This is a genomic window from Bradyrhizobium sp. (genome assembly GCF_035701725.1).
GTDB lineage: Bacteria > Pseudomonadota > Alphaproteobacteria > Rhizobiales > Xanthobacteraceae > Bradyrhizobium.
Map to the genome: position 1 here is coordinate 23619 of NZ_DASSRP010000170.1, position 7674 is coordinate 31292.

General features: G+C 62.6%; 6 protein-coding genes. 2 read left to right on the forward strand and 4 right to left on the reverse strand.

Annotation, left to right across the window (positions count from 1 at the left end; translation table 11 throughout):
- Nucleotides 1–75: 75 nt before the first annotated feature.
- Both gltA and gltX read right to left on the reverse strand, forming a co-directional pair.
- Nucleotides 76–1377 carry a citrate synthase gene (gltA, locus tag VFL62_RS10270; RefSeq protein ID WP_325172264.1) on the reverse strand — a complete coding sequence of 434 codons (1302 nt, stop codon included), beginning with the start codon at nucleotides 1375–1377 and terminating at the stop codon, nucleotides 76–78.
- Between the two features lie 178 nt (nucleotides 1378–1555).
- On the reverse strand, nucleotides 1556–2980 hold the full coding sequence (gene gltX / locus VFL62_RS10275) for a glutamate--tRNA ligase (RefSeq protein WP_325172265.1): 1425 nt from the start codon (nucleotides 2978–2980) through the stop codon (nucleotides 1556–1558).
- 132 nt (nucleotides 2981–3112) lie between these two features.
- Here gltX and VFL62_RS10280 point away from each other — a divergent pair, with 132 nt between their 5' ends.
- On the forward strand, nucleotides 3113–4789 hold the full coding sequence (locus VFL62_RS10280; protein ID WP_325172269.1) for a glutamine--tRNA ligase/YqeY domain fusion protein: 1677 nt from the start codon (nucleotides 3113–3115) through the stop codon (nucleotides 4787–4789).
- Here VFL62_RS10280 and VFL62_RS10285 read toward each other — a convergent pair.
- Nucleotides 4786–5034: a hypothetical protein gene (locus VFL62_RS10285; RefSeq protein WP_325172266.1), complete on the reverse strand. Its 249-nt coding sequence runs from the start codon at nucleotides 5032–5034 to the stop codon at nucleotides 4786–4788. The genes VFL62_RS10280 and VFL62_RS10285 overlap by 4 nt on opposite strands.
- A gap of 87 nt (nucleotides 5035–5121) precedes the next feature.
- Complete coding sequence (locus VFL62_RS10290; protein ID WP_325172267.1) at nucleotides 5122–5442, reverse strand: hypothetical protein; 321 nt, start codon at nucleotides 5440–5442, stop codon at nucleotides 5122–5124.
- Between the two features lie 157 nt (nucleotides 5443–5599).
- Between VFL62_RS10290 and VFL62_RS10295 the strand changes: the two genes are divergently transcribed.
- Nucleotides 5600–7674 (forward strand): ComEC/Rec2 family competence protein (locus VFL62_RS10295; RefSeq protein ID WP_325172268.1); only part of this gene is annotated, 2075 nt, incomplete at its 3' end.

The following is a 7674-nucleotide window of genomic DNA, read 5'->3' on the forward strand; positions in this document are numbered from 1 at the left end:
CGCGTGGATCGCCAAAAATGAAGGCCGGATGCGATGATCGCACCCGGCCTTCAAAACCGCTTGCGTGGATGTCCGCTATTTCCGCTGATCGATTCCAACGTAATCGCGCCGGGTCGCGCCCGTATAGAGCTGGCGCGGGCGACCGATCTTCTGTTGCGGGTCCTCGATCATCTCGCTCCATTGGCTGATCCAGCCGACGGTGCGGGCGACCGCGAATAGAACGGTAAACATCGAGGTCGGGAAGCCCATCGCCTTCAGCGTGATGCCCGAATAGAAATCGACGTTGGGATAGAGCTTGCGCTGGATGAAATATTCATCGTTGAGCGCGATCTTCTCCAATTCCAAAGCGACCTTCAGCATCGGATCGTCGCCATGGCCGGTTTCCTTCAACACGGCATGACACATCTTCTGCATGATCTTGGCGCGCGGATCGTAGTTCTTGTAAACGCGGTGGCCGAAGCCCATCAGGCGGACTTCGCTGTTCTTGTCCTTCACCTTCTTGATGAAGTCCGGAATCTTGTCGACCGTGCCGATGCCGGATAGCATCGCCAGCGCAGCCTCATTGGCGCCGCCATGCGCAGGTCCCCACAGGCAGGCGATGCCAGCGGCGATGCAGGCAAACGGATTGGCGCCGGAGGAGCCTGCGATGCGCACCGTCGAGGTCGAGGCATTCTGCTCGTGGTCGGCATGCAGGATGAAGATCTTGTCGAGCGCGTCCGCGAGCACCGGATTGATCTGGTATTCCTCGCAAGGCACCGCAAAGCACATGCGAAGGAAGTTCTCGGCAAAGGTCAGCGAGTTCTTCGGATAGATGAAGGGTTGGCCGAGATTGTACTTGTACGCCATCGCAGCCAGCGTCGGAATCTTGGCGATCATGCGCATCGAGGCGATCATGCGCTGTTGCGGATCATTGATATCGGTGGAGTCGTGATAGAACGCGGCGAGCGCGCCGACCGATGCCACCATCACCGCCATCGGGTGGGCGTCGCGGCGAAACCCCTGGAAGAACCGGGCCATCTGCTCGTGGACCATGGTGTGAAGGGTCACACGCCGGTCGAAGTCCGCTTTCTGCGCCTTGGTGGGGAGCTCGCCGTAAAGCAGCAGATAACAGGTTTCGAGGAAGTCGCCGTGTTCGGCGAGCTGCTCGATCGGATAACCGCGGTATTCCAGGACGCCGGCGTCGCCGTCGATATAGGTGATCTTGGACTCGCAGCTCGCGGTCGACGTAAAGCCAGGATCATAGGTGAACATCCCCGACTGCCCGTAGAGCTTGCCGATGTCGATGACGTCGGGCCCAATGCTGCCGCTCGAGATCGGAAGATCGAAGGTCTTGTTGCCTACCGTTAGCGTTGCGGTCTTGCCTGAAGATGCGGCCATCGTGTGGTCCCCGATGCGATCGTTGCGAAAGCCCGCACTTTTCTGCCTTTTCCGATAGGGCAGGCAGGCCAGCGGGGCGCCTCGATGAAGCGAGGAAATGGGTAGCTTATTGCCGTGTGCGCTGCAAGGTGGCCGCTAGTAGCCCGACTCTGACATTCGCTTTCGTTTGGGCAGGTCCTCAGTCGGGTCCCTGATCGTCGAGCCGGCCCAGGCTTTCGTCCCGCCCAAGAACGGCGAGCACATCGAAGATTCCGGGAGAGGTGGTACGGCCGGTTAGCGCCGCACGGAGCGGCTGCGCAACGGCGCCGAATTTGAGCCCGTTCTGATCGGCGAAAGCTCGCATCGCCGTTTCCGTCTCTTCGGCGGTCCAGCTCTTGACCTCCCACAAGGCAACACGCAGCCGCCCGATCAGGAGGCGGTTCTCCGGCGTCAAGATGGCTGCGGCCTTGGCGTCGATTTCAAGCGGCCGGTCAGCAAAGATGTAGTAGGCGCTGTCGATCAGCTCGATCAGCGTCTTGGCGCGCTCCTTCAGGCTCGGCATTGCCTGGAGCAATTGTGCGCGGGTTCTGTCGTTCAGCTTGGCCGCCACGGCGGCCCCGTTCGGAACGTAGGGCAGCACCTCTTCGAACATCCTCACGAGGGATTGATCGTCGGTGTGCCGGACATAGTGCCCATTGAGGTTCTCAAGCTTGGCAAAATCGAACCGCGCGGCCGACCGGCCGATGCCCGAAAGATCGAAGGCGGCGATCATCTCCTCGGTCGAGAAAATCTCCTGGTCACCGTGGCTCCATCCCAGCCGGACGAGGTAATTACGCAGCGCCGCCGGGAGATATCCCATGGCGCGGTAAGCATCGACGCCAAGCGCGCCGTGGCGCTTGGACAGCTTGGAGCCATCGGGACCGTGGATGAGTGGAATATGCGACATGCTGGGGATCTCCCAGCCCAGCGCATCGTAGATCTGCTTCTGACGGGCGGCGTTGATCAGGTGGTCGTCGCCGCGGATGATGTGGGTGACGCCCATGTCGTGATCGTCGACCACCACGGCCAGCATGTAGGTCGGGGTTCCATCGCCGCGGAGCAGGACGAGATCGTCGAGATTTTCGTTTTGCCAGACCACGCGGCCTTGAACCTGGTCCTCGATCACGGTCTCGCCGCTCTGGGCCGCCCGCAGCCGGATCGTCGGTTTCATGCCGGATGGAGCCTCGGACGGATCGCGGTCGCGCCACAGGCCGTCGTAAAGCCGGGTGCGGCCTTCGGCACGGGCCTTCTCGCGCATCGCGGCCAGTTCTTCCGGCGTGGCGTAGCAGCGGTAAGCCTTGCCGGCCGCCAGCAGGCTTTCGGCCACCTCCCGATGGCGCGCGGCGCGGCTGAACTGGTAGATGACGTCGCCATCCCAATCGAGTTCGAGCCATTTGAGGCCGTCGAGAATGGCCGCAATCGCCGCCTCAGTGGACCGCTCGCGGTCGGTATCCTCGATCCGGAGCAGCATCTTGCCGCCGTACTTGCGGGCGTAGAGCCAGTTGAACAGCGCCGTGCGGGCACCTCCGATATGGAGAAAGCCGGTCGGTGAGGGGGCAAAGCGTGTAACGACGGGTGTGGTCATTGAACGGACGGGGGTGAATCTGCCTTGGCGGGCTGGGGGTGTATAGCAGGAAGCCTATATAACTAAAGCCTTCCACCACACTAAGGGATTTGGCAGATAGACTGCTGATTCCGGAGTAGACAGCTCGAAATGATATCAGAACCGATGGCGGCGGAGGCGGGCCGCGATTTCATCCGCGACATCGTCCAGGCCGATCTCGATGCCAAAAGGCATAGCCAGATCGTGACGCGGTTTCCTCCGGAACCGAACGGCTACCTGCATATCGGACATGCCAAGTCCATCGGTCTTAACTTCGGCATCGCGCAGGAGTTCGGCGGAAAGTGCCATCTGCGGTTCGACGATACCAATCCGACCAAGGAAGAGCAGGAGTTCATCGATTCGATTCAGGCCGACGTCAAATGGCTTGGATATGATTGGGGCAAGAATCTCTTTTTCGCCTCCGACTATTTCGAGAAGCTCTACGACTGGGCCGAAGGCCTGATCCGCGCCGGCCTTGCCTATGTCGACGATCAGTCGCAGGAAGAGATCAGGCACGCGCGCGGCACGCTCACCGAGCCCGGGAAAAACAGCCCGTTCCGCGACCGTTCGGTTGAGGAAAATCTCGACCTGTTCCGCCGCATGAAGGCCGGAGAATTTCCGAACGGGGCCCGCGTGCTGCGCGCCAAGATCGATATGGCGTCGGGCAATATCAACCTGCGCGATCCCGTGCTCTATCGCATCCTGCACGCCCATCATCCGCGCACCGGCGACAAATGGTCGATCTATCCGAGCTACGACTACGCTCACGGCCAGTCGGACGCGATCGAGGGCATCACCCATTCGATCTGCACGCTGGAGTTCGAGGATCATCGCCCGCTCTATGAGTGGCTGCTCGACAAGCTGCCCGTTCCGTCCAAGCCGCATCAGTACGAGTTCGCGCGCCTCAACCTGACCTACACGCTGCTGTCCAAGCGCGTGCTGACGGAACTGGTGCGCGGCGGGCATGTCGCGGGCTGGGACGATCCGCGCATGCCGACCATCGCCGGGCTCAAGCGGCGCGGGGTGCCACCGGCGGCGATCCGCGAGTTCATCAAGCGCATCGGGGTTGCCAAGGCCAACAGCGTGGTCGACGTCGGCATGCTCGAGTTTTGCATCCGCGAGGAATTGAACCGGACCGCGCAGCGGCGGATGGCGGTGTTGCGGCCGCTCAAGGTCGTGATCGAGAACTATCCCGAAGGGCAGATCGAGGAAATCGAAGCCGTCAACCACCCCGACGATCCGAATGCGGGCACGCGCCGCGTTGCGTTCGGCCGCGAGCTCTATATCGAGCGCGACGACTTTATGGAGAATCCGCCGAAGAAGTTTTTCCGCCTGTCGCCCGGCAACGAAGTGCGGTTGCGCTATGCCTATTTCATCACCTGCCGCGAGGCGGTGAAGAATGCAGCCGGCGAAATCGTCGAACTACGATGCACCTACGATCCGGCGACCCGCGGCGGCAACGCCCCGGACGGGCGCAAGGTCAAGGCGACCATGCACTGGCTCTCGGCGGCGCGCTCCAAGCCGGCGGAAATCCGTCTCTATAATCCGCTGTTCACCAATCCGAGCCCCGATGCGGCGAATTTCGCCGCCGACCTCAATCCGCAGTCGCTCGAGGTCCTGAAGGATGCGCGGATCGAGCCTGAGGTCGCCACGTCGAATTCGGCAGAGGCGATGCAGTTCGAGCGGCAGGGCTATTTCGTTCGCGACAAGGATTCGACCGCAGAGCGCCCGGTGTTCAACCGCACCATCGGACTGCGCGATACCTTCGCAAAGGAAGTGGCCAAAGGTTAGCGCAGGGACGCCTTGGAACCGTCCAGACCCGATATCCGGGTCTGGAGCCTGTGCTGGGCCAGCCGGTCTTTGGCTTTCTCGTCGATCAGCAGCTTGATCAGCGCGAGGCGCTTGGGTTCGTCGTTCGCTTCTGCGAGCAGTTTGCGATAACGATCGCAGTCATACGCACCGTTTGGGCCACTTATTGCCACCACCGATCGGACCGATTGAACTGCAAGGTATCTTTCGTAGCGAACGGAGACCATCGCAAGTTGATAAAGGCGCAGGAGCGGTTTTGGTCGCCACGCAATTGTGGATAAGACGAACGGACGGCAGCGCCGCGAAAGTCGGCTTCAGGCCAAGCGCTGGCGTATCTCGTTGCACATTCTTTCGCGGAACGCGGCCTTTCGGGCCGGGCGTTCCTTCTCGTTCACGTCCCAGCGATCGAAGATGTTGAAATTGTCCAGGATCGGATAACGTTCGCTGGCCATCGCGAAGATGCCCAGCAGCTTGTCGGCTGGTCCGCTTGGCCCGGTAACCTCCCAGCGGCGGATCGTGTCGGCGCCTTCCTTTGGATCGAGGCCGCATAGTTTGGCCATGTCTGCGGCCGAGAGCGGCCGGCCGATGGCTTCACCGAGATCCTGACGCAGTTGTTTCAATTCCGGGCCTGTCACGGGGGGTTATCCTGGTTGGTGGCGCCTCGAGCGGCGACGAAAGCCGGCTCTCCACGACAATTGCGGCTTTCTGGCGAATTCCGCATCCGTTCGCCTTTTGCTCGATTACCGCCAGAGGTAGCATCGGGGCAGGTGAGGTAATCTTGGGGTTGGCGGGATGGCGGAGCGGGGCAGGTCGCCCGGCCGTGCGCAGGGGATCGCCGAAACTTGGCCGCCGCGAAGCGCGGCCCAGACCGGCGGTTTTTCGGCCGGTTTTGGCGTCTGGTCCGGTGCACTTGAAAAACTACGCGAATGGGTGCGCGCCGAGGCCGGGCCCGGACGACTGTTGCCCTGGGTTCCCGTGGCGTTTGGAACCGGCATCGCGTTCTATTTTGCTGCCGATCACGAGCCGGTGCTCTCCGTCACGGTGGTCACGGCGCTGGCATTGGGCGCCGCCGCATTCCTGCTTCGCCGCTCGAGATTGTTTGTGCTTGGCGTCATGGTCGCGAGCGCGGCGGCGGGTTTTGCCACGGCAACCTGGCGAACCGCGCATCTTTCGCACGAGGTGCTGGCGAAACCGGCCTATTCGGTCTCGCTTTCGGGTTTTGTCGAGGCACGGGATATTCGCGAACGCACCGACCGTTTTGTATTGCGGGTAGCGCAAATCGATGGGCCGCGTCTTCAAACCAAACTGGAGCGGGTCAGACTGTCTGTGCGCAAGGGAGCGGCTCCCGCGGTCGGAAGCTTCGTCGAAATGAAGGCGCGGCTGCAACCGCCGCTCGCGCCCTTGAGGCCGGGTAGCTACGATTTCAGCCGCGACCTGTTCTTCCAGGGCATCGGCGCTTCCGGTTTCGTCACCGGTGCAATCACGGCGCGCGAGCCGCCGGTCGCAGGCAGCCTGTCGCTGCGCTACGCCGCGTTCATGCAGGATTTGCGCGATGCCATCGACGCGCGAATTCGCACCACGCTCGACGGTGACAGGCGCGCGATTGCGACGGCGCTTCTGACCGGCCGGCGTGACGCGATCACGACGCCGGTCAATGATGCGATGTTCATCTCCGGGCTCGGTCACGTGCTTTCGATTTCCGGCTATCACATGGCCGTGGTGGCGGGTGTGGTCTTCTTCGCCATCCGCGCGCTGCTGGCGCTCGTTCCCGTGCTGACCGTGGCGTTTCCAATCAAGAAATGGGCGGCAGCCGCGGCACTCGTGGCGGCCGCATTCTATCTCCTGCTGTCGGGCGCCGAAGTCGCCACGCAACGCTCGTTCTACATGACAGCCGTGGTCCTGATCGCCGTGATGGTGGATCGCCGCGCGGTCACTTTCCGAACCCTGGCGCTGGCAGCGATCGTGGTGCTCGTGCTGGCGCCCGAGGCCCTGGTGCATCCAAGCTTTCAGATGTCGTTTGCGGCAACGCTCGGCCTCGTCGCGCTGGTTCAGATCGGCATGCCCCGACTGTTTGCAACCCCGGAGAATTCGACCGCGGCGAAAGTCGCGCTATGGGGCGGGCGTGAATTGATTACGCTCGCCCTCGCATCGCTGGTCGCCGGCCTTGCCACGACGCCCTATGCCGCCTTCCATTTCCATCGGGTGACGCCATATGGCCTGCTCGCCAATCTGGCGGCGATGCCGGTGGTTTCGGCCGTGGTCATGCCCGCCGGCATGCTCGGACTGGTGGCGATGCCGTTCGGCTTTGACGGCTTCTTCTGGTGGCTGATGGGCGCCGGCATCGACTGGATGATCGTGGTCACCGAATGGGTCGCCGCGCTTCCCGGCGCGATCGGCCGCGTCACGGCATTCGGCACCGGACCGCTGATCGTCTCCAGCCTCGGCATCGTGCTGCTCGGCCTCCTGCGAACGCCGTTGCGATGGACCGGCCTGGCCCTGCTAGCCGTCTCGGTCATTTGGGGGGTCGTTACGCCGCAGCCGAGCGTGCTGATTTCCTCCGACGGGCACAACGTTGCCGTCCGCGGACGCGACGGACGGCTGCATGTGATGAAAACCGCCAAAGATGCCTTCTTGCTCAAAGAGTGGCTGGCTGCCGATGCCGACGGCCGGGATGTATCGGACGCTTCGCTCGGTGAGGGCGTTTCCTGCGACGGCGAAGGCTGCGTGGCGTCGATGATCGATGGCCGCCTTGTCGCGCTGTCGCTAAGGCCAGACGGTCTGGCAGACGACTGTGCGCGGGCGGCGTTGATCGTGACCGCCGGTCCGGTGCCGCCGGGATGCCAAGCGGCAGTGGTCGAACTGAAGCG